The sequence below is a fragment of the Pseudomonas sp. JDS28PS106 genome (assembly GCF_036706555.1).
GTDB lineage: Bacteria > Pseudomonadota > Gammaproteobacteria > Pseudomonadales > Pseudomonadaceae > Aquipseudomonas.
Map to the genome: position 1 here is coordinate 643,727 of NZ_JBAJGT010000001.1, position 21,513 is coordinate 665,239.

The window sequence follows — 21,513 nt, forward strand, 5'->3', positions numbered from 1 at the left end:
GTCTCTCCTGTCAGGCGATCAAGTTGTCAATTTCCTCCGCTGATAAACGTTTGAGAGCCTCCAGAGATTTAGTCAATTCGTCCTGCGCCAGGTCGATGACGCCGGTTTTTTTCTCCACTGCCGCGCAGAACGCCGCCAGGGTCGGTTGCTCGAACAGGTCACTCAGGCCGATTTCGTGCTGCAGGCGTTCGCGCACCCTTGCCAGCAACTGCACCGCCAGCAACGAGTGCCCGCCCAGCTCGAAGAAGTTGTCGTGCAGCCCGACCCGTTCCACCTTCAGCACTTCGGCCCAGATCGCCGCCAGCTCTTGTTGCAGCGGGGTTTCGGGCGGTACGAAGACGGTCTGCCACTGGCTCGCGTCCGGTGCCGGCAGTGCCTTGCGGTCCAGCTTGCCGTTGCCGGTCAGCGGGAAGGCGTCGAGCAGGATCAGGTGGGCCGGGATCATGTAGTCCGGCAGGGTGGATTTGAGGTGGTCGCGGATGTGGGGGGGGAGGGCGGCATCGTTATCGCGGATGAATCCGCTCCTACAGGCTGCATATGCAACCAATTGGCCGTCCAGCGCTATTACCACCGCGTCCCGGACTGCCGGATGGGTTTTCAGGCAGGCTTCGATTTCGCCCAGTTCGATGCGGAAGCCGCGGATCTTGACCTGATGGTCGATGCGCCCGGCATAGTCGATCAGGCCTTCGCCGCGCCAGCGCGCCAGGTCGCCGGTGCGGTACAGGCGACCGCCGTCGCCGAACGGGTCGGGCACGAAGCGCTCGGCGGTCAGTGCCGCGCGGTTGTGATAACCCCGCGCCAGTCCTGCGTGGCCGATGTGCAGCTCGCCGCTGCAGCCCTGGGCCACCGGATTGAAGTCTGCGTCCAGCACGTACCAGGACAGGTCCGGAATCGCCACGCCGATGGGGCTGGCGCTGTCGAAGGTGTCGGCCAGAGTGATCGGCCGGTAGCTGACGTGCACCGTGGTCTCGGTGATGCCGTACATGTTGACCAGCTGCGGTGTCTGGTCACCGAAGCGTTCGAACCAGGGTCGCAGCCCCGGCACGTCCAGCGCTTCGCCGCCGAACACGACCCGGCGCAGCGCCAGCTCGGCGCTTGACGCGCAGGCCACCGGAATCAGCTGGCGGAAGGCCGACGGCGTCTGGTTGAGCACCGTGACCTGTTCGTCGATCAGCAGCCGGTGGAAATCCTCCGGCGAGCGGCTGACCTCCCGAGGCACGATCACCAGCCGCCCGCCATGCAGCAGCGCGCCGAAGATCTCCCACACCGAGAAGTCGAAGGCATAGGAGTGGAACAGAGTCCAGACGTCCTGCTCGCCAAAGCCGAACCAGTCTTCGGTCGCGGCGAACAGGCGCATCAGGTTGTGGTGGGTCAGCAAGGTACCCTTGGGCTGGCCGGTGGAGCCGGAGGTGTAGATGACGTAGGCCAGTTGCGCTGGCGTACTGAAACTGAGCGGATCGGCGGCGCTGTAGCCGCTCAGGTCAGCGTCGAGCATCAGCACCGGCAGCGACTCAGGCAGCGGCAGGCGCTCTATCAACACTGGCTGGGTCAGCAGCAAGGCGATGCCGCTGTCGTCCAGCAAATACGCCAGCCGCTCGGCCGGGGAATCGGGATCGAGCGGCACGTAGGCGCCACCGGCCTTGAGGATCGCCAGCAGGCCGACGATCATCTCGAAGCCGCGCTGCACCGCCAGCCCGACCCGTACTTCCGGCCCGATGCCCTGCTCGCGCAGGCAGTGGGCGAGCCGGTTGGCGCGCCGGTTGAGTTCGCCGTAGCTCAGGGACTCGCCCTCGAAGCGCAAGGCAATGGCCTCGGGATACCGGGCGGCCTGGACTTCGATCAATTGATGAGCGCACTGCCCGGTCGGAAACGCCACGGGACTCTGCTCGCAAGCCGAGGGCAGCGCCAGTTCGCCAAGCGTGGCGTCCGGCGCGGCGGCCATGGCCTGGAGCAGAAAGTCCAGATGACTGGCCAATTGCGCGATGCTCTCGGCACTGAAATGCCTGCGGTCATAGCTCAAGCGCACCGACAGCGTCGCCCCCGCTTCGACCACCAGCGTCAGCGGGTAATGCGCCTGTTCCTGGTTATGCAAGCCACTGAAGGTCAGCCCTTCCGGAGCGCGTTGCAGCGCTTCGGAAACCGGATAGTTCTCGAACACCAACAAGGTGTCGAACAGCGCACCGCCGTTGCCGCCCGCCCAGCGCTGCATGTCGTAAAGCGGCGTATGTTCGTGCTCGCGCAGGCTGAGGTTTTTCGCCTGGATCTGCCGCACCCAGTCGGCAACCCGCTGCTCCGGGCGAGGCTCGTCGATGACCGGCAAGGTATTGATGAACAACCCCAGTTGCTCTTCGACACCGGGCAGATCGGCAGGCCGCCCCGCCACAGTGGCACCGAAAGCCACGCTCGACTGGCCGGTGTAGCGCTGCAGCAGCATCAGCCACGCAGACTGGACCAGCGTGTTGAGGGTGACCCGCTGCGCGCGGGCAAAGTCGTTCAGGCGAGCGGTGCCGGTCGCGTCGATCAGGTGCAGGAAATCGCCGTAGCCCGGCTCGGCAACCGGAGCCTTGAGCGCCTGCGCAAGGCGAGTCGGCTCGTCGAGTCGGGCCAGCTCGGCGCGCCAGAAGGCTTCGCCGGCTTCGGGATTCTGGCGCTGCAGCCACTGGATGTAATCGCGGTAACGCCCCGCCTGCCCGGCCGGCGCCTGCCCGCTGTAGCGTTGCAGGACCTCGCCCAGCAGACGCGAGCTGCTCCAGCCGTCCATCAGGATATGGTGGCCGGTGTACAGCAGATGATGGCTGCGCTCGTCGGTGCGCAACAGCGTCACCCGCAGCAACGGCCCCTGCGCCAGATCGAAGCCTTCACGCAAATCCGCCTCGGCCTGTTCGTCCAGCCAGGCGCCATCGTGCTGACGGGCGTCCCGTTCGACGAACCGCAAGGCCGCCTGCCGCAGAACGACCTGCAACGACTGCTCGCCCTGGGTGACGAACACGCTGCGCAGTATCTCATGATGGTCCACGCAGGCTTGCCACGCCGCCTGGAAGCGCGGGACGTCGAAGCCCTGCACGTCGACCCGCAACTGGTTGATGTAATCGCCGCTGTGCCTTTCGAAAAGACTGTGGAACAGCATGCCCTGCTGCATGGGCGCCAGCGGATAAATGTCCTCGATATTGCCGGCGTTGATCGGCAGGCGGTCCAGCCGCGACTGGGTCAGAGCCGCCAGCGGGAAGTCCGAAGGTGTGACGCCCCGATGTCCTTGGGCGCAATGTTCGATCAGTGCCGTCAGCGCCTGCTCGTACTGACGCGCCAGAGCTTCGATGGTGTCGCTGTGGTACTGCTCGCGGCTGTAGGTCCAGTCGAGCTGCAAACGGCCGGCGAATACCTGGCCGTTGATGCTCAGGTCGTTGGTCAGCGGGCCGTCCGGGTCCAGCGCGGCACCGGAGTGCTCGCCGGCCGGGGTGAACAACGCGCCTTCCTGCGCATCGAAACTGGCATCGAACTGCCCCAGATAGTTGAAAGTCACCGAAGGCCCCGGCATAGGCGCCAGACGCTCGGCCAGAACGGGCTCGCCCAGGTAACGCAGCACGCCATAGCCAATCCCCTTGTTCGGAACGCCGCGCAGCTGCTCCTTGATGGCGCACAGGCTCGCGCCGGGTTCATCGCCCGGCGTCAGGCGCACCGGGAACAGGCTGCTGAACCAGCCGACCGTGCGGCTCAGGTCGAGGTCTTCGAACAGGTCCTCGCGACCGTGGCCTTCCAGCTGAATCAGTACCGATGGTTGCCCGCTCCACCGGCACAGCACCTGAGCCAGCGCGGTCAAGAGCAGATCGTTGACCTGGGTGCGGTAAGCCGCGGGAGCGACCTTGAGCAGCGCATGGGTCAGCTCTTCGCTCAGCCAGGATTGCGCATGGGCCGCGTCGCGGTTGCGTTGCGTACCTTCAGGACAGTCGCGCGGCAAGCTCGGCTCACCGCTCTGTAGCACCCTCAGCCAGTAATCGCGTTCAGAGGTCAGCGCAGCGCTGGTCGCGTGATCGCGCAAGCGCTCGGCCCAGGTCTTGAGCGAGGCGGTCCTGGCCGGCAGCGTCAAGGCACTGCCCGATACCGCCGCCTGATACGCCTGCTGCAGGTCTTCCAGCAGCACCCGCCAGGACACGCCGTCCACCGCCAGGTGATGGATCACCAGCAGCAGGCGCTGTTCGCCTTGCGGCAGATTGATCAATACCGCGCGCAACAGAGGGCCGTTGGCCAGATCCAGACTGCGCTGGGCTTCGTCAGCCAGATCGGTCAAGCGAGCGGCATCCTCCAGATCGTGGGTCCAGAGTACCTCCTGAGACTTGCGCGGGCCGAAGCTGGCCTGCCACTGGCCGTCCAGCTGGCTGAAGGTCAGGCGCAGTGCATCATGCTGCTCGATCAATGCATTGAGCGCCGCATGCAGCGGCGCGGCCTGCAACGCCGTGGCCGGCTTGAGCAGCACCGACTGGTTCCAGTGCCGACGCTGGGGGATGTCCAGCTCGAAGAAGCGAGCCATGATCGGCAACAGCGGCAGACTGCCGCTGACCTGCTCCACGGGCGCCGCCGCTTTGCTCTGGATGACTTTGGCAACCGGCGCCAACTGGGCGATGGTCTGTTTTTCGAACAACTGCTTGGGGCTCAGCTTCAGGCCCTGGCGCTTGGCGCGGGCAATGATCTGCAAGCTGAGGATCGAATCGCCGCCCAGCTCGAAAAAGTTGTCGGTGGTGCCGACGCGTTCCAGCTTGAGCACATCGGCCCAGACCCGGGCCAGAATCTCCTCCACCTCGTTGCCCGGCGCCGTATAGCGCTGCACCGCCGCGCCGGGCTTGGGCAAGGCGCGCTTGTCCAGTTTGCCGTTGGCGGTCAGCGGCAGACGGTCCAGCAGCAGGATCTGCGCCGGCACCAGATAATCCGGCAGGCGCGCCGCCAGGCATTCGCGCAGGCTGTCGGCGCTCAGGGTCACGCCGGGCGCGGCCACGCACCAGGCCACCAGTTGCAGGCGGCTGTCGTCGCCTTCCACCGGCAGCGCCAGCACGCAGGCTTCGGCCACCGACGCCTGATCGAGCAGCGCCCGAGTCACCTCGGCGGGCTCGATGCGATAACCCCGCACCTTGACCTGATCATCGGCGCGACCAAGAAATTCCAGCAGATCCTGGTGATTGCGCCGCATCCGGTCGCCGCTGCGATAGACCCGCGCACCGCCGTCAGCGAACGGATCGGGCACGAAGCGCTCGGCGGTCAGCCCCGGCTGGTTCAGATAACCGAGCGCCAGGCTGGCCCCGCCGATATACAGCTCTCCGGCCACCTGTCGGTCGGCGGGATTCAGCACATCGTCCAGCACGTATACATGAGCACCGGACAGCGGCACGCCGACAGGCACCGGACCAGCCTGCTCCGGGTCGCGCACTTCGTAAGTGAGCACGCCGACCGTGGTTTCGCTGGGACCGTAATGGTTGATGATCCGGCAGTCCGGCCGGTACTGCCGGACCTGCTCGATCAGTTTCGGCGAGCAGGCTTCGCCGCCGAGGATCAGCGACTGGGAGGGCAGTACATCGGCAGGGTTCGCGGCCTGTAACAAGGCGGCAAGGTGGCCAGGCACGATTTTCAGGATTCCGACCCGATGCGTCGCCATGTAGTCGGCAAACCCATCGGGATCAAAACCCAGGGCTTCAGGCAGTACGTGCAGCTTGCGGCCGGCACACAGCGCACCGAAAAGCACGGTGTGCCCCAGATCCGCCGCAATCGTGGACACCAGCGCCATGCTTGCGTCGGGAGCAGGATTCAGGCGTTCCAGCAGGCCACTCACATAACTGGCCAGCGCCTCGTGGCTGACCAGAACACCCTTGGGCTGGCCGGTGGAGCCCGAGGTATGGATGACGTAGGCCGGCATCCGGGGCGCGGCGATGTCCGCGGGGCTTTCGACCGACTGTTCGCGCCATCGCTCGGCATCGAAGGCCAGCGCCTTGCAGCTGTCGCTTGTCAGCGAATCAAGCCGCGCATCTCCATTGGCGCACAACAGCACAGCGGCGCTCGCGTTGTCGAGCATCTGCCTGAGTCGGGCCTGCGGCGCCTTGACGTCCAGCGGCATGTAGACCGCGCCCGCCTTGAAGATCGCCAGCACCGCTGTCAGCCAGTCGAGGGAGCGTTCCATCAGCACGCCGACCGGCCGATCCGGTCCGGCGGCCATGGTTCGCAAATGATGAGCGAGACGATTGGCCGCCTGATCCAGTTCGCGATACGTCAGGGTGCGGTCGAGACAGCGCGCGGCCAGGGCGTCCGGCTGGCTGTCCACCTGCCGCTGCCATTGTTCCAGGACCAGAGCCGGCGGCTTGCACGGCGACCGCGCCGGTTCGGGAGCGACCACTCCCAGACTCGCCAGTGGCGCCTCGGGCGCGCTGAGCAAGGTGTCCAGCAATGCCAGCATTTGCGGTACGAAGCCTTCGACCGTCGCGCGTCGGTACAGGTCGCTGGCGAAGCTCAGGTCGCCATGAATCAGCGTACCGTCGTCCGTGATATCCAGCGCCAGATCGAAATGCGCGCCGTCCTTGCGCAATGGGTATTCGCTGACGGTCAGCCCCGGCAGCTCGAACACCAGACGCGGCTTGAGCACCACGTTCTGGTTGAACTTGGCCTGGAACAGCGGGTTATGCCCCAGGCTGCGCTCCGGCGCCAGCTCATCCACCAGTTGTTCGAAGGGCACATCCTGATGGGCCTGGGCGCCGAACGACGCTTCGCGAATGCGCGCCAGCAAGTCGAGAAAGCTGGCCCGCTCGTCTATCCGGCAACGCAGCACCTGGGTGTTGATGAAAAAGCCGATCAGCCCCTCGGTTTCCGAGCGACCGCGGTTGGCGTTGGGCACGCCGACACGGATATCCCGCTGCCCGGCCTTGCGCGACAGCAACAGCGAAAAGCCGGCCAACACCAGCATGAACAGGCTCACGCCATGAGCGCGGCCGAAGGCGCCGAGTCGCGCGGACAGCCCGGCACCGAAGTCGAAACCCACGTGTTCGCCCTTGAAGCTCTGGACCGGCGGCCTGGGAAAATCATGGGCGGCGTCCAGCAAGGGCTGTTCGTCACCCAGTTGCGTGCGCCAGTACTGCAATTGACGCTCGCCCTCGCCGGCTTCCAGCCAGGCGCGCTGCCAGATCGCGTAATCGGCGTATTGCAGGGGCAGCTCGGGCAATTGCGGCGAGAATCCGGCGCAGAACGCCTGATAGCACTGGACGAATTCCTGAATCATCACGTCCATGGACCAGCCATCGGACACGATGTGATGCATGCACACCGCCAGTACCTGTTCATCGGTCGCCAGACGCAGCAGCTGGACCCGCAACAGCGGCCCCTCGCGCAGATCGAACGGCTGGGCGGTAAACCGCGCCACCTGGGCGCTCAGCTCGGCTTCACGTCGTTCTTCAGGCACATCGCCCAGGTCGACCCGCTCCAGCGCGACCGACTGGTTCTGCAATACGATCTGAACCTGCTGCGCGCCCTCGGTGCGGAACACGGTTCGAAGGGTTTCGTGGCGTTCGATCAGCTGATCCAGCGCAGCGATCAGCGCGGTTTCGTTCAGCTCGCCACGCATGCGCAGCCCGGCCGCCATCTTGTACGCATCGCTGGTCGGGTCCAGCTGCCAGAGAAACAGCAAACGCTGCTGGGCAAACGACAGCGGAATGTCGCTCACGTCATGACGACTGACCGGGATCGGCAGCAGACTGAAATCCTTGCCTTCCTGGCGCAGCCGGTCGAGGAACTGGCGGCGCTGTTCTCGGGACAGGCCGATGAAGCGTTTCGCGATGCGTGCAGCAGTGGTCCCGGTCATGCGCCAGACTCCTCCAGTGAATCCATGAACTGGTCCATGTCGTCCCAATCGTCGTTGGCCGCGCCGGTCAGCGCGGCGGCTTCGGCGGCCAGTTCGGCCAGCAGCGGTTTTTCGAACACCAGACGCAACGGCAGGCTGATGCCCAGCCGGGTCTTGAGCCGCGCGATGACCTGAGCCGCCAGCAGCGAATGGCCGCCCAGCTCGAAGAAATGGTCGTCCAGACCGACCCGCTCGACCCGCAGCACCTCCTTCCAGATCTCGGCAAGGCGGATTTCCGTTTCCGTTTCTGGGGCGCGGTAAGCGGCCTGCAACTGGGCCGCGTTGGGGACCGGCAGCGCCTTGCGGTCGAGCTTGCCGCTGGGGGTCAGGGGCAGCTTTTCCAACAAAATCAGATGCGCCGGGACCATGTAGTCCGGGAGGGTGGACTTCAGGTGATTTCGGAGTGCCTGACGGATTTCGGCGTGATCGCGGATGAATCCGCTCCTACAGGCGGTGTACGCGACCAGTTGGCCATCCAGCGCCAGCACCACTGCGTCCCGGACCGCAGGATAATTTTTCAGGCAACCTTCGATCTCGCCCAGCTCGATGCGGAAACCGCGGATCTTCACCTGATGGTCGACCCGCCCGATGTATTCCAGCGCGCCATCGGCGGCGATGCGGACCCGGTCTCCAGTGCGATACAGGCGCTCGCCGGCCACGAAGGGGTCAGGAATGAAACGTTCGGCACTCAGCACCGGCTGACGGTGGTAACCGCGCGCCAGCCCTGCTCCGCCGATGTACAGCTCGCCGATCGCGCCTTGCGGCAACGGCGCCAGCTGGTCGTCGAGCACGTACAGGCGTCGGCCGGCGAGCGCCCGGCCGATGGGCACCCCGCGCCAGCTCACGGCCTGAGGCAAAAGGCCGGTGCAGTCGTAAATGCTCGACACCACAGTCGCTTCGGTCGGCCCATAGGTGTTGAGCAGACGTACATGGCCCAGCCCGGCCTCGCGGAACAGGCGCAACCCGTCGACCGCCATGGCTTCGCCGCCGACGTGGATCTGCCGCAACGCGCCGTAATGGGCCGGGCGGTTGGCGGCGAAATCCTGCACCAGAGTCAACCAGTAGGCGGCTGGCAGATCGGCGACCGTTATTCCATGCTCGATCAGCATCTGATGGAAAGTGGCGCTGTCCCACAGCCGGTCGTCGCGCATCACCACGCACGCACCGCGGCACAGCGGCGGGTAGAACTGCTCGACGAATCCGTCGAAACCCTGGGTAGCGAATTGCAGCACGTGATCGGTTTCGCGCAGCTCGCTGTATCGGGCACCCAGCTCGACGAACTCGGCCAGGGCTTCGTGACTGATCGCCACGCCTTTGGGCCGGCCGGTGGAGCCGGAGGTGTAGATGACGTAGGCGAGATTCGCGGGGGCCGGCGTTATCTCCAGATCCTGCTCGTCTTCCGGTCCGGCCTCGTCAGGCTGATCGACGTGCAGCCGCTCGACGTCGCTTGTCAGCGGCAGCGGCAGGGCTTGCCGGCTGTGTGTCAGGAGCACCCGCAGGCCGCTGTCGTCCAGCACATGCTGCAAACGTTCGGCGGGCATATTGAGGTCCAGCGGCACATAGGCGCCACCTGCCTTGAGCACGGCCAGCAGCGCAATCGCCATGTCCAGTGAACGGTCCAGCGCGATACCGACCAGCGTGTCCGGCGCTACACCCAGGCGGCGCAAACGGTGAGCGAGCCGGTTGCTGCTCTGGTTCAATTGCGCATAGGTCAGCCGCGGCGCGTCGCCCTGTCCGACGAGTATCAGCGCGGTAGCGTCCGGCGTCCGACGCGCCTGAGCCTCGAAGCGACGATGGGCCAGGGTCGATGAGTCCGCAGGCGCGATCGCGTGGGTGTCCAGCAACAACTCGCGCTCTTCACGACCGAGCATGGACAGTTCGCCAACCGGCTGTGTCGGGTCGGCACACACTGCCATCAGCAGGTTGCGCCAGTGTCCGGCCATGCGCGCGATGGTCGTCGGGTCGAACAATTCGGTCGCGTAGATGAAGGCCGCCTTGAGTTCATCGCCCTCGCCGCTGGTTGCCAGCATCAGATCGCTGGCTGCCGCGTGGGAACGACCGGCTGCTTCCTGCTGCGCGGTCGGCAGGTTGGTGACCCGCAGGCCGCAGGCCAGATGCTTGTCCAGCAGGTCGGTGACCAGCGGCTGATGGTTGAACATGACCTGGAACAAAGGCGTGTGGCTTTGACTGCGCTCGGGTTGCAGCGCATCGAGAATGGCGTCGAAGGGCAGGTCTTGATGCGCCTGAGCGCCGGTGGACGCTTCGCGCACGGCCTGCATCACCTCGACGAAGCGTGTGCGGGCAGTGACTTCGGTGCGCAGCACTTGGGTATTGATGAAGCAGCCGATCAGCCTTTCGGTCTCGGCGCGGGTCCGGTTGGCGATGAGCCCGCCGACGCGAATGTCGGTCTGGCCGGTGTAGCGATGCAGCAGGCACTCGAAGGATGCCAACAACACCACGAACAGCGAGACGCCCTGACCTTGGGCCAGGGCTTTGAGACTGCGGCGCAGATCGAGCGGCAAGTCGATCTCGAAACGCTCGCCCTCATGATCAGGCAGCGCGGGACGCGGTCGGTCGGTGGGCAGCTCCAGCACAGGATGCTCGTTACCCAGATGGGCGCGCCAATAGTCGAGCTGCCGCTGCTGCTCCCCCGCCTCCAGCCAGCTGCGCTGCCACAACGCGTAATCCCGGTAGTGCACGGCAAGGGGTTCGAAGGGCAATGGCCGCTCGGCGATCAGCGCGTCATAGGCCTGCAGCCATTCGTCGATCAGCACGTTCATCGACCAGCCGTCGGTGATCATGTGATGCATGTTCAACAGCAGCAGATGCTCGTTCTCGGTAGAGCGCAGGATGCGTACCGTGAACAGTGGCCCGCGTTGCAGATCGAAGGCCTGCGCCGATTGCTCGGCCATTGCCTGCCGGGCCTGGTTCCAGCGCTGCGCTTCAGGCAGATCGTCGAGCCGGGTCAAGGCGATATTGACGGGCGCGGGTTCGGCCACCCGCTGGAACACCCGGTCGCCGTCCTGGCCGAAGGTGGTACGCAGGCTTTCATGACGGGCCACCAGCGCGCTCAATGCCTGCTCCAGCACCGGCAGATTCAGATCGCCGCTCAGGCAGACCGACATCGGCAGGTTGTACGCAGCGCTCTGCGGGTCCAGCTGCCAGAGAAACCACATGCGCAATTGTGCATAGGACAGCCCTTCCCGCTCGGCCAGCCCTTCGCACGAAGGGATGGGTAACAACGCAAAGTCGATCTCCTCCCGGCGCATGCCGTCGAGGAACAGCCGACGCTTCTCAAGAGGCAGCTCGACGAAGCGACGAGCGAGTTTCTGGGCGTGTTCGGGAATCATGAGGGAGTCCTTGCTGATGCGCCTGACCAGGAGGCTGAGTCGTATCAACAAGAACGAATGGAGGCGGAAATATTTAGCATCGAATCGAGGTGGGCCGGCGTCCCCGTGGGAGCCAGCTTGCTGGCGATGCGTGCATTGCCGATAGCGTTTGGCACGCCGCATCGCCAGCAAGCTGGCTCCTACGGGGCGTGAGGTGCGCTATCAGACGTTCTTTTCGGAATGCCCTTGGGCCATTGCCACCACGACCTTGCGCGGTCCGGTGAACGGCGAGCGGGAGTGCGCCGCCAGCATGTTGTCGAGCATCAGCACATCGTTTTCCAGCCAGGGGAATTTGACCGTGCATTCATCGAGCACGCCGCGCACGTCGTCCAGCAGACTTTCTTCGATGGCCGAGCCGTCACCGTAGTACACGTTGCGCGGCAGATCCTCTTCGTCCACCACGTCCAGCAGCGTCTCGCGCACTTCCGGTTGCAGGTTGGAGATATGAAACAGATGCGCCTGGTTGAACCACACATCCTCGCCAGTGACCGGATGCCGCGCGACGGCCTGACAGATCTGACGGGTGCGCAGCTCGCCGTCGTCCTTCCACTGACACTCGATGGCGTGCGCCCGGCAATAGGCCTCCACCACACTCTCGTCCTCGGTGTTGAACACCTGGCTCCAGTCGACGTCCAGCCCATTGCCGTAGTTGCGCACGTACATCAGTTTCTTCTCGATGAACCGCTCGCGAATCCGCGCAGGAACGCGCCGGTAGATCTCCCGACTGTCGGCAATGGGTGTCTCACCGCCGGTCTGAGCTGCGATCATGCTGTAGAACCAGATCTTCATCGGCCATTCGAGGGTGTAGGCCTGTTCATTGTGCAGGGGGATGCTCTGGTGAGCCGGGTATTCGGTGGACGTGTAGACGCCCTTGGTCACGTTGCTGCGCGGCGTCGAACCGAACTCGTAGTTGAGCAAGGGGTCGCCGAAACCTGCGGCGAACTGGCGGAATGCTTCCGGGCCGCCAACCTCGAAGCCGCGGAACAGGATGCCGCCACTGCGGTAAAGATGCTCGCCGACCAGCGGCTTGAGCTCGCCCAGGGCCTCCATCAAGTCCAGACCCGGCTCCGGGGCCTGTACCAGCATGGGCAGCGTGCCCGAGCCGGCCAGCAAGGGCCGGATATCCAAACTCAACGCGTGACTCATGAAATGTCTCCATTGACGACAGCGCCAGGCCCCGATGGCGTGACGCAAACAAACCTTGTCAATGGACGCGGGCCAAGCCGGAAAAATTAGCGGGTGTCAAACATGACGGGGCAGTCACACACATCCCGAAACACTTTTCAAAAAGTAAATGCAAAATATTATTGCGGGTATTTCGTTCTCATTCGTCTTTAGGTATATGCATCTGTTGCGCACGCATTTTTTCTTTCGAGCCGTTTCGGCGCTTCGAACGCTGCGTCCGATATTTCTGTAACGCACCGCTGATGCCCAGGCTCAGTGTCGTGAATCGAGACCGTTCAACCATGTCCAAAAAGTCGCGTTCAAAAATCTGGTTTCTTGTCCACAGCTGGCTCGCCCTGCCAATCTGGTTCTTTGTGCTGATCGTGTGCGTGACCGGCATGCTGGCGGTGGTAAGCAAGGAGATCATGTGGCTCGCCAATCCGGAAATGCGCGAGAACAAGCCGTCCGACGATGCGACGCGCATGAGCTTCGAGCAGATCCGCGCGACCATCGAACGCAACGAACCGGACCTGATCGTCGGCACCATCATGCAGCCCGATGGCGACTACTTTGCCCTGAGCGTGTTCATCACCTACCCCGACGGCCGCTCGGTGCCCGCCTACGTGAACCCTTATACCGGCGTGATCCAGGGCGTCACCCCCTCCTTCGATTTCCGCCGTTTCACCCGCGCCCTGCACGGCTGGTGGCTGGTGCCGTTCACCAACGGCTATTCCTGGGGCTGGTACCTGGTCTCGTTGCTCGGCCTGCCGTTGCTGGCGTCGCTGGTCACCGGCCTGGTGGTCTACAAGAAGTTCTGGAAAGGCTTCTTCAAACCGGTACGGTTCAGCCAGGGCCCGCGGATTTTCTGGGGCGACCTGCACCGCCTGACCGGCGTCTGGTCAATCTGGTTCATCGCCGTCATTTCCATCACCGGCACCTGGTTCCTGATTCAGGCGATTCTGGGTGACAACCAGATCAGCATTTCCAGCCGCTCGGCCGCCACGGCGATCATTCCCCATAGCGCGGTTCCGCTGACCGCCGACGGCAGCCCGGCCCCCACCATCAGCCTGGACAAGGCCATCGAAGTGGCCCGCCAGCGTATTCCGGGCCTGGATGCCAGCTTCATCACGCCGCCGTTCAATGCCTACAGCAACATGCAGGTGGGTGGTCGCAGCTGGTATCCGCTGATGTACCAGACCGCCGAAATCAACCCGTACAGCGGCGAACTGGTGTCCTCGCATCTGTTGTCGGACCGCAACAAGCTGGAATTCGTCACCGAGTCTATGCGCCCTCTGCACACCGGTGACTTCGGCGGGCTGTGGATCAAGTTGATCTGGGCCTTCTTCGGCCTGTTGCTGAGCATGATGGTGCTCAGCGGCCTGCTGGTCTGGAGCAAACGCACCGCGCTGGCGACTCTCAACGCGTTCAAGCGTGAAAACCGGGTCCGTCCGCCCGCCAATCAATCCGCCGCGCGGCCCTCGCTCGCGACCGGCACTCCGGAGAACACGCTGTGAGCAAGGCCGCTGTCGTTCAACCCGCTTCGTCCTTCGGCCGCCTGTGGCACAAGTGGCGGTTCCACATCAACGTGCTGCTGTTGCTGATCCCGCTGGGTTTCATGCCCAAGTACTTCGCCGATGTGGCGCTGGACCGCGGCGACCAGGGCCTCGGTCAGCGTGACGTGGGGACTATCCAGGTGGGCCCGTGGAGCATGCGCATGGCCGAAGAGCGCAACGAAGCGCCGCAACTGTCCGGCCCGTCCGGCTACATGAAAAGCTTCAATGCCTCGCTGTGCGCCGAATGCATCGACCGGGTCAAGGCCACCTATCTGAAGATCGGCAAGCCGCGCAGCCTGCGCACCGCCGGCGTCATTTTCTTCGGCGGCGGCTACCGCATGAGCGCCTTCATGCAGATCACGCCCGATACCAAGCCCGATTCCGACCTCTGGATCACCATGGAGGGCTGGGACGGTTCCGTGCATCAGACCTCCATTCCCTTGCAACAGGCCTCGCCGGCCACCGTTGCCTGGCTGAAAAAACAAGGAGCCAAACCATGACCATTCATTCTTCCCTCCGCCGGCTGGCAGTCGGCGCCGCCTGCGTGATGAGCCTGGGCCTGAGCGGCAATGCACTGGCGCATAACCCGATGTGCGAGTGCAAGCAAGTCGACAACGAGCAGATCAAGTGCACCGGCGGCTTTTCCGATGGCAGCGGCGCGCCGGGCGTGACCCTGGACGTGATCGGCTATGACGAAACCATTCTGGTGCCGGGCAAGCTGGGCGAGGATTCCACCGTGACCTTCAAGCGCCCCGCTTCGGAATTCTATGTACTGTTCGACGCGGGCCCCGGCCACGTGGTCGAAATCGATCAGGCGGACATCCAGGCCCCATGAGCGCACCGACCCGACAGATCGTGCGCCCGGCGGGCGCCGGCCATGAAACACTTTACGTATTGCTGTTGTGCCTGCTGATCCTGGCGGTCGCCGCCGGGATCGTCGGTCTGCATGGCGAAACCCATGAAGTCGATGACGTCGCCAGTCATCAGTTGGACGCCCGTCGCGACCTGACCGCCGCTGAGCAGGGAATCTACGCCGACCTGCGCGTGACCCTCGACGAAATCCGTCTGCTGGGCCAGGAACAGGACACGCCGGTCACGCCGGAGCAGCTGGCCGACGAGGGCTTCGCGCCCTTTGCCCAGGATGCCAGCTCGGTCAGCCGTGGCGGCCATGCCTGGCAGATGATCGGCGCATCCTACGTGGGCATCAGTCAGTCCCCGGAGGTTGCAGGTTCGTTCCTGCTGCGCCGCGGCGCCGGCAACGAAGGCACCCCGGACATCTGGATCAACCGCAAGGCCGGCATCACCCCCGCCAGCGATCTGAGCGACCAGACCCTGATCGATTCCGGCTGGCAGCAAGTCGTCGCGCAGTTCGACGCGGGCGTCACGCGCCAGCATCGCCACTGAATTCACGCATCTATCTGAAAGAGCCCATTCATGCCCATTTCGCTGAAACGCCGTCCACTGCTGGGCGTCATCCTGGCCGGACTGTTCGCTGCCCTGCTCACGCCCCAGGCCTTCGCCGAACCGGCCAAGCGCCTGCGCATCGGCATCACCCTGCACCCGTACTACAGCTACGTGAGCAATATCGTCGGCGACAAGGCCGAAGTGGTTCCGCTGATTCCGGCCGGTTTCAACCCGCATGCCTACGAGCCGCGCGCCGAAGACATCAAGCGCATCGGCACGCTGGACGTGGTGGTGCTCAACGGCGTCGGCCATGACGACTTTGCCGACCGGATGATCGAGGCCAGCGAAAAGCCCGATATCAAGACCATCGAAGCCAACGCCGACGTGCCCCTGCTCGCGGCCACCGGCATCGCCGCCCGCGGCGCGGGCAAGGTGGTGAACCCGCACACTTTCCTGTCGATCAGCGCCTCGATCGCGCAGGTCAACAACATTGCCCGTGAACTGGGCAAGCTCGATCCCGACAACGCCAAGACCTACACCTCCAATGCCCGCGCCTACGGCAAGCGTCTGCGCCAGATGCGCGCCGATGCGCTGGCCAAGCTGACCAAGGCACCGAATGCCGACCTGCGCGTCGCGACGGTCCACGCCGCCTATGACTACCTGCTGCGCGAGTTCGGCCTGGAAGTCACCGCGGTGGTGGAACCGGCCCACGGCATCGAGCCGAGCCCGAGCCAGCTGAAAAAGACCATCGATCAGTTGCGCGAGCTGGACGTGAAAGTGATCTTCTCGGAGATGGATTTCCCGTCCACCTACGTCGAAACCATCCAGCGCGAGTCCGGGGTCAAGCTGTACCCGCTGTCGCACATTTCCTACGGCGAGTACACCGCCGACAAGTACGAGAAGGAGATGGCCGGCAACCTCGATACCGTCGTGCGCGCCATTCAGGAGGCCGGGGCATGACCGCCGCGCAGTCCATCGCATCTAAAGGCCAGGGTCCGGGGGTCGAATTCTCCGACGTCAGCCTGACCCTTGGACGCACCACCATTCTGGATCATGTCAATTTCAAGGTCCGCCCGGGCAGCGTGCACGCGCTGGTAGGCCCGAATGGCGGCGGCAAGAGTTCGCTGATCAAGACCATGCTCGGCCAGATGCCGCACCAGGGCAAGCTGACCCTGGAATGGGCCGGCGCGCCCGGCGTGATCGGCTATGTGCCGCAGGCGCTGGAGTTCGATCGCGGCCTGCCCATGACCGTCGATGACTTCATGGCCGCCATGTGCCAGCGTCGCCCGGCGTTCCTCGGCCTGTCGCGCCACTACAGCAAAGCAATCGGCGATGCGCTTGAGCGGGTTGGCATGCAGGACAAGCGCAAGCGGCGCATGGGCGCCCTGTCCGGCGGCGAACGCCAGCGCGTGCTGCTGGCGCAGGGTCTGATCCCCGCCCCGCAACTGCTGGTGCTCGACGAACCCATGTCGGCGCTGGACGAGGCCGGTATTCAGGTGTTCGAGCGCTTGCTCGGCGCCTGGCGTCAGTCGGGCATCACCGTGCTGTGGATCGAGCACGATCTGGAGGCGGTCAAGCGTCTGGCCGACAACGTGACCGGGCTCAGCCGTCGCGTGCTGTTCGACGAGCCGGCGGCGACGGCGCTCACCCCCGAGCGCCTGCTGACGCTGTTTTCCGCTCACCCGCGCGCCGCGGATCTGGACTCCGGGAGTGCCGCCTGATGGATTACGAAAGTTTCCGCCTGTTCATCCAGGGTCTGGCGACTTCAGGCTATCTGCCCGAAGCCCTGGCCTACGGTTTCGTGGTCAACGCCTTGCTGGCCGGTCTGCTGATCGGCCCGGTGCTGGGCGGTCTCGGCACCCTGGTGGTGGTCAAGCGCTTCGCGTTCTTTTCCGAAGCCGTGGGCCACGCCGCCCTGACCGGCGTCGCTATCGGCATTCTGGTGGGTGAGCCTTATACCGGCCCCTACGGCAGCCTGTTCGGTTACTGCCTGCTGTTCGGCATCGTGCTCAACTACCTACGCAACCGTACCGGACTGGCGCCGGACACGCTGATCGGCGTGTTCCTGTCCGTCTCTCTCGCGCTAGGCGCAAGCCTGCTGCTGGTGCTGGCCGGCAAGATCAACATACACATTCTGGAAAACGTGCTGTTCGGCTCGGTACTTACTGTCAACGGCAGCGACTTGCTGGTGCTGCTGGTGGTTGGCGCGCTGGTCATGGGCCTGGCCCTGCCGCTGTACAACCGCATCATGCTCGCCAGTTTCAATCCGCAACTGGCCGCCGTGCGCGGCGTTGCGGTCAAGGCGCTGGATTACCTGTTCGTGGTACTGGTGACGCTGATCACCGTGGCCGCCGTGAAAGTCATCGGCGCGATTCTGGTCGGCGCCCTGCTGGTGATCCCGGCTGCGGCGGCCCGACTGCTCAGCCAGTCGCTCAAGGGTTTTTTCTGGGTATCGGTAGGGCTGGCCACGGTCAGCACCCTGTGCGGCATTCTGCTGCCAATCGTCTTCGACCTGCCGGTGCCGTCCGGCGCGGCGATCATTCTGGTCGCGGGAGTCGGCTTCGCCCTGGCTGCCATCGCGCGCGGCGTAGTGCCCAGCCTCAAAGGGAATATCGGATAAATGCTCACTCTACGTAGCTTGACCCTGGCGTTGGCAATCGCCGGTGCCTTCAGCAACAGCCTGCAGGCCGCCGAGCCTGCCACGGCCAAACCGGCGCAGGTTCGCGTGCTGGCCAGCCTGCCGATCACTTACGGGCTTGCCGAGGTCCTGCTCAAGGACAGCGGCGTGGTCCTGGAGCGCGCCGCGGCCGCCAACCTGCCGGGCTCACGGCAGACCGCGTACTTCACGGGACGCGGTGCCGAAGCCCTGCGCGGGATGTCGGTCAAGTCCGATGCGGTGATCGGCCTGCGCTCGTTGTGGGCCGATGACCCGCTCTACCCCAACGCGCGGCGCGGCAATATCCGTATCGTCGAAATCGACGCGGCCCGTCCAGTGGACGGCAGCCTGCCGGGCATTGCGGTGCAACCGGGCCAGGGCATCGACGGGTTGAACAGCCAGCCGTGGTTGTCGAGCAACAACATGGGACGCATGGCGGACGTCATTGCCGCTGACCTTGTACGGTTGGCGCCGGCAGCCAAACCGGCCATCGAAGCCAACCTCGCCTCGCTCAAGCAGCGTCTGCTGAAACTCAGCGCGGCCAGCGAAGCCAGCCTGGCGAGCGCCGACAACCTGAGCGTGGTGAGCCTGTCGGACCGTTTCGGCTACCTGATCAGCGGGCTGAACCTGGAATTGATCGACACCCAGGCGCTCACCGACGAGCAATGGACGCCGCAAGCCATCGAAAAACTGTCTTCGACCCTCAAGGACAACGACGTCGCCGTGGTCCTCGACCATCGCCAACCGCCCGAGCCGGTCAAGGCCGCCATCGAGGCCGCGGGCAGCAAGCTGCTGGTGCTGGGCATCGACGGCGCCGACCCGGTGGTCGAGCTGGAGGGGGATATCGAGCAGATTATCGGGGCGCTCAAGGCGCACTGACCCGCCGAATCGCGGCTAAAGCGGAACGCCGCCCGGCCGCTCCTACACGAGTTTGACAATATCCCCCGTAGGAGCGGCTTCAGCCGCGATGCGCCAACTCCAGCATCACGAATCCCCATATCCTGAAACCAATAACCGCTCGCAGACCCCGCACAACCGCTAGCTTTCAGACTCACACAAGAGTTTCGGAGTAATGGAATGCTGACGAAAGGCGCGGGGAATCGTTTACGCACAGGACGCCATTCAGCGACCGGTCAAATCTACATGGTGACGACCGTGGTAGGTAGGCGAGAGCCTGTGTTCGGAGAACTGGCGGTGGGACGGTTGCTCGTCCGGGAAATGATGCGATGTGAACACGACTTGCTGTTGACGTCGCTGGCTTGGGTGGTCATGCCTGATCATCTTCACTGGTTGTTCGAACTACGGTCTGACTGCCTCTCCAAGGTGATGCGTTTTTTAAAAGCGCGGAGCTCCATCGCGATCAGCCGACACCTATCGCGCTCAGGACCCCTTTGGCAAGCGGGCTACCATGATCACGCGGTCCGCAGAGAGCAGGACCTGGTGCCGCTGGCCCGATATATCGTCGCCAATCCCCTGCGGGCTGGCCTGGTAACGCGGGTGGGTGATTACCCGTTGTGGGATGCCGTATGGCTTTAGTCATTCAGGGTCTGGCAAACCGCATCGCGGATAAATCCGCTCCTACACACCCCGTAGGAGCGGCTTCAGCCGCGAAGTGCCGGCATGGCCGCAGATGCGCACCAGTCTTGCGGAGCCCTCGCGGATGAATCCGCTCCTACGCACGCAAACGGTCCTGGCGGGTCGCGATATCACCCCGCCAGTTGCGCATCCATCTGTTGGCGCAGGCTCAGGGGACGCATGTCGGTCCAGACTTCTTCGATGTAGGCCAGGCATTCTTTCTTGAAGCCGCTTTTGCCCACGGTGCGCCAGCCGTTGGGGACGGTTTTGTAGTCGGGCCAGATGGAATATTGCTCTTCATGGTTGACCACGACTTGAAAGACGATGTCGTCCCGGTCGAATACTGAAGTCATTGCTGTTCTCCGTGATAGGGGTAGTTCTGCTGTAACTGATGAACGAATCCGCCCGGCTGAAAATTACAGCCCGGCGACGGCGGCCTTGAGGGCGCGACCGAAGATATCTGCCACTTCATCCACCTGTTCGGCGGTGATGATCAGCGGCGGCAGGAAGCGCACGACGCTGCCGTGGCGTCCGCCCAATTCAAGGATCAACCCCCGCTTGAGGCATTCGCGCTGTACCAGCGGCGCCAGCCGCGCGAAGAACGGCGGATGGCCCTGGGCGTCCGGCGCGCCGCTGGGATCGACCAGTTCCACGCCCAGCATCAGGCCGCGCCCGCGCACGTCGCCGATTTGCGGAAAATCCCGTTGCAGCTGACGCAGGTGCGCGGTCAAGCGCTCCCCCATTGCAGTGGCGTGGGCGCAGATATCGTGCTCAACGAGAAAGCTCATGACCGCGGAGCCGGCTGCCATCGCCATCTGGTTGCCGCGGAAGGTTCCGGCATGCGCGCCGGGCTGCCAGGTGTCGAGCCAATCGCAATAGACCACCACCGCCAGCGGCAGGCTGCCGCCGATGGCCTTGGACAGCACCACCACGTCCGGGAGGATACCGGCATGCTCGAAGGCGAACATCTTGCCGGTGCGGGCGAAGCCGCTCTGTACTTCGTCGACGATCAGCGCCACGCCGGCCCGTTCGGTGATCCGGCGCACGCCGCGCAGCCAGTCGAGGTCGGCGGGAATCACCCCGCCCTCGCCCTGCACCACTTCGACGATCACCGCTGCGGGCAATTGCACCCCGGCCTCCGGATCGTCGAGCAGGTTCTGCAGATAGTGCAGGCCGGCCTTCACGCCCTGCTCGCCGCCCAGACCGAACGGGCAGCGATAGTCATAAGGGAACGGCATGAACTGCACGCCACTGGACAGCAAGGCGCCGAGCGGTTTCTTCGGCCCCAGGCTGCCCATCAGGCTCAGAGCGCCCTGGCTCATGCCGTGATAACCGCCCTGGAACGACAGCACCGTGCTGCGACCGGTGGCGGTGCGCACCAGTTTCAGCGCCGCCTCCACCGCGTCGGTTCCGGTCGGGCCGCAGAACTGGATCTTCGCCTCGGCGGCCAGCGCTCGGGGCAGCAGGCCGAACAGCTCCTGGACGAAGCGATCCTTGACCGGGGTGGTGAGATCCAGAGTATGCAATGGCAGTTCATCGCCGATCACCTGGCGGATCGCGTCGATCACCACCGGATGGTTATGCCCCAGCGCCAGCGTGCCAGCGCCGGCCAGGCAGTCGATGAAGCGCCGCCCTTCCACGTCCTCGACATGAATGCCGCGAGCGCGCTTGAGCGCCAGCGGAATGCGCCGCGGATAGCTGCGCGCATTGGACTCCTGACGATTCTGCCGGGCCAGCAACGGCGACTCATCGAACTGGTAAAGCGTTTCCACCGGCGTCGGCTCGACGCGGGCCAGTTGTTCATCGTTGAACCTGGTAGCGACTGACATCTCTGAACCCTCAAAACGCTATGACGAAAGCCTGATCCATGCCGGTTCGCGCGGGTCAGGCAACGATTGTCTTTCT

At 64.4% G+C, this 21,513-nt stretch carries 14 protein-coding genes; 9 read left to right on the top strand and 5 right to left on the bottom strand.

What is annotated here, in order from left to right; genetic code table 11:
- Positions 1–10 precede the first annotated feature (10 nt).
- From TRP66_RS02700 to TRP66_RS02710, 3 genes are all read right to left on the bottom strand, one after another.
- Positions 11–7,828: an amino acid adenylation domain-containing protein gene (locus TRP66_RS02700; RefSeq protein ID WP_333399773.1), complete on the bottom strand. Its 7,818-nt coding sequence runs from the start codon at positions 7,826–7,828 to the stop codon at positions 11–13.
- Positions 7,825–11,217 (bottom strand): amino acid adenylation domain-containing protein, encoded by a 3,393-nt coding sequence (locus TRP66_RS02705; RefSeq protein ID WP_333399774.1) that lies wholly within the window; start codon positions 11,215–11,217, stop codon positions 7,825–7,827. Before TRP66_RS02705 ends, TRP66_RS02700 begins: the two co-directional genes overlap by 4 nt.
- A 201-nt stretch (positions 11,218–11,418) precedes the next feature.
- A complete protein-coding gene (locus tag TRP66_RS02710) occupies positions 11,419–12,402 on the bottom strand; it encodes a TauD/TfdA family dioxygenase (protein WP_333399775.1) in 984 nt (327 codons plus the stop codon).
- Positions 12,403–12,722: 320 nt separating this feature from the next.
- Between TRP66_RS02710 and TRP66_RS02715 the strand changes: the two genes are divergently transcribed.
- From TRP66_RS02715 to TRP66_RS02755, 9 genes are all read left to right on the top strand, one after another.
- Positions 12,723–13,934 (top strand): PepSY-associated TM helix domain-containing protein, encoded by a 1,212-nt coding sequence (locus TRP66_RS02715; RefSeq protein WP_333399776.1) that lies wholly within the window; start codon positions 12,723–12,725, stop codon positions 13,932–13,934.
- Entirely contained in the window at positions 13,931–14,473 is a 543-nt protein-coding gene (locus TRP66_RS02720) for a thiamine pyrophosphate-binding protein (RefSeq protein WP_333399777.1), read from the top strand. Before TRP66_RS02715 ends, TRP66_RS02720 begins: the two co-directional genes overlap by 4 nt.
- Positions 14,470–14,808 carry a hypothetical protein gene (locus TRP66_RS02725; protein ID WP_333399778.1) on the top strand — a complete coding sequence of 113 codons (339 nt, stop codon included), beginning with the start codon at positions 14,470–14,472 and terminating at the stop codon, positions 14,806–14,808. The genes TRP66_RS02720 and TRP66_RS02725 overlap by 4 nt, the downstream gene beginning before the upstream one ends.
- A complete protein-coding gene (locus TRP66_RS02730; protein ID WP_333399779.1) occupies positions 14,805–15,377 on the top strand; it encodes a DUF6162 family protein in 573 nt (190 codons plus the stop codon). The genes TRP66_RS02725 and TRP66_RS02730 overlap by 4 nt, the downstream gene beginning before the upstream one ends.
- Positions 15,378–15,407: 30 nt before the next feature.
- Positions 15,408–16,337, top strand: coding sequence for a metal ABC transporter substrate-binding protein (locus TRP66_RS02735; RefSeq protein ID WP_333399780.1), 930 nt, complete (start codon positions 15,408–15,410; stop codon positions 16,335–16,337).
- A complete protein-coding gene (locus tag TRP66_RS02740; protein WP_333399781.1) occupies positions 16,334–17,098 on the top strand; it encodes a metal ABC transporter ATP-binding protein in 765 nt (254 codons plus the stop codon). Before TRP66_RS02735 ends, TRP66_RS02740 begins: the two co-directional genes overlap by 4 nt.
- Entirely contained in the window at positions 17,098–17,997 is a 900-nt protein-coding gene (locus tag TRP66_RS02745) for a metal ABC transporter permease (RefSeq protein ID WP_333399782.1), read from the top strand. Before TRP66_RS02740 ends, TRP66_RS02745 begins: the two co-directional genes overlap by 1 nt.
- Positions 17,998–18,912: a metal ABC transporter substrate-binding protein gene (locus TRP66_RS02750; RefSeq protein ID WP_333399783.1), complete on the top strand. Its 915-nt coding sequence runs from the start codon at positions 17,998–18,000 to the stop codon at positions 18,910–18,912.
- 198 nt (positions 18,913–19,110) lie between these two features.
- The gene (locus TRP66_RS02755) at positions 19,111–19,569 is read left to right on the top strand and encodes an REP-associated tyrosine transposase (protein WP_333399784.1); all 459 of its coding nucleotides are present in this window, start codon (positions 19,111–19,113) and stop codon (positions 19,567–19,569) included.
- 170 nt (positions 19,570–19,739) lie between these two features.
- Here TRP66_RS02755 and TRP66_RS02760 read toward each other — a convergent pair whose 3' ends face one another.
- Both TRP66_RS02760 and TRP66_RS02765 read right to left on the bottom strand, forming a co-directional pair.
- On the bottom strand, positions 19,740–19,961 hold the full coding sequence (locus TRP66_RS02760) for an MbtH family protein (protein WP_333399785.1): 222 nt from the start codon (positions 19,959–19,961) through the stop codon (positions 19,740–19,742).
- A gap of 63 nt (positions 19,962–20,024) precedes the next feature.
- Positions 20,025–21,437 carry an aspartate aminotransferase family protein gene (locus TRP66_RS02765; protein WP_333399786.1) on the bottom strand — a complete coding sequence of 471 codons (1,413 nt, stop codon included), beginning with the start codon at positions 21,435–21,437 and terminating at the stop codon, positions 20,025–20,027.
- Positions 21,438–21,513: the final 76 nt, after the last annotated feature.